This is a genomic window from Noviherbaspirillum sp. ST9 (assembly GCF_048799745.1).
Classification (GTDB): domain Bacteria; phylum Pseudomonadota; class Gammaproteobacteria; order Burkholderiales; family Burkholderiaceae_D; genus Noviherbaspirillum.
This window is the reverse complement of sequence record NZ_JBLWFR010000178.1, coordinates 1-559: the sequence shown is the minus strand read 5'-3', so window position 1 is coordinate 559 and position 559 is coordinate 1. Positions and strand designations below refer to the sequence as shown.

Annotated in this window: 1 protein-coding gene; it reads right to left on the bottom strand. The window is 42.6% G+C overall.

What is annotated here, in order from left to right; translation table 11 throughout:
- Positions 1–185 (bottom strand): hypothetical protein (locus ACNOHI_RS25395; RefSeq protein WP_420477501.1); only part of this gene is annotated, 185 nt, incomplete at its 3' end.
- Positions 186–559 lie beyond the last annotated feature (374 nt).

Below are 559 nucleotides of genomic sequence, written 5' to 3'. Positions count from 1 at the left end.
CGCTTCCAGAAGCTGTTGCCGAAAAAGCTGCATGACATTGGTTCGAATGCCTCTAGCAATATGATATCGGGCGCCTCGTTCTTCTGTACTAGCAGTACGTATACGTTAAATAATCTGCCTGCAGGTACCGCTGTCGCATGGAGTGTTTCTCCTTCTTCTGAAGTTTCAATTACAACTAACGGCACGTCCTGTCTGCTTAATAGAACTGGGACCTCTAGTGTTAGTATAACACTAACGGCTGTTATTACTTCTACTTGTGGCACATCAGTTCAAATAACTAAAACTATAAACTCGGGCGTTCCCGACCGAGGGTTAATTAGTGTATATTCCTCATCGAGTTCGATTCCTAGAGGGGCATATATCCCCTTTAATGCGTTATACGCAAGCAGTAATTGTAATTATTCTAATGCTCAATGGTCCATCTCTCCCTCTACCTACAGTATCCAGTATAATACTGGATTTCCGTGCCCTAACGATAATAATGGGGGAGTATCTATAGCGTTTCATTCTCCAGGGATATATTATATTCGAGTTCGGTTGAGCAACAATTGTGGATGGA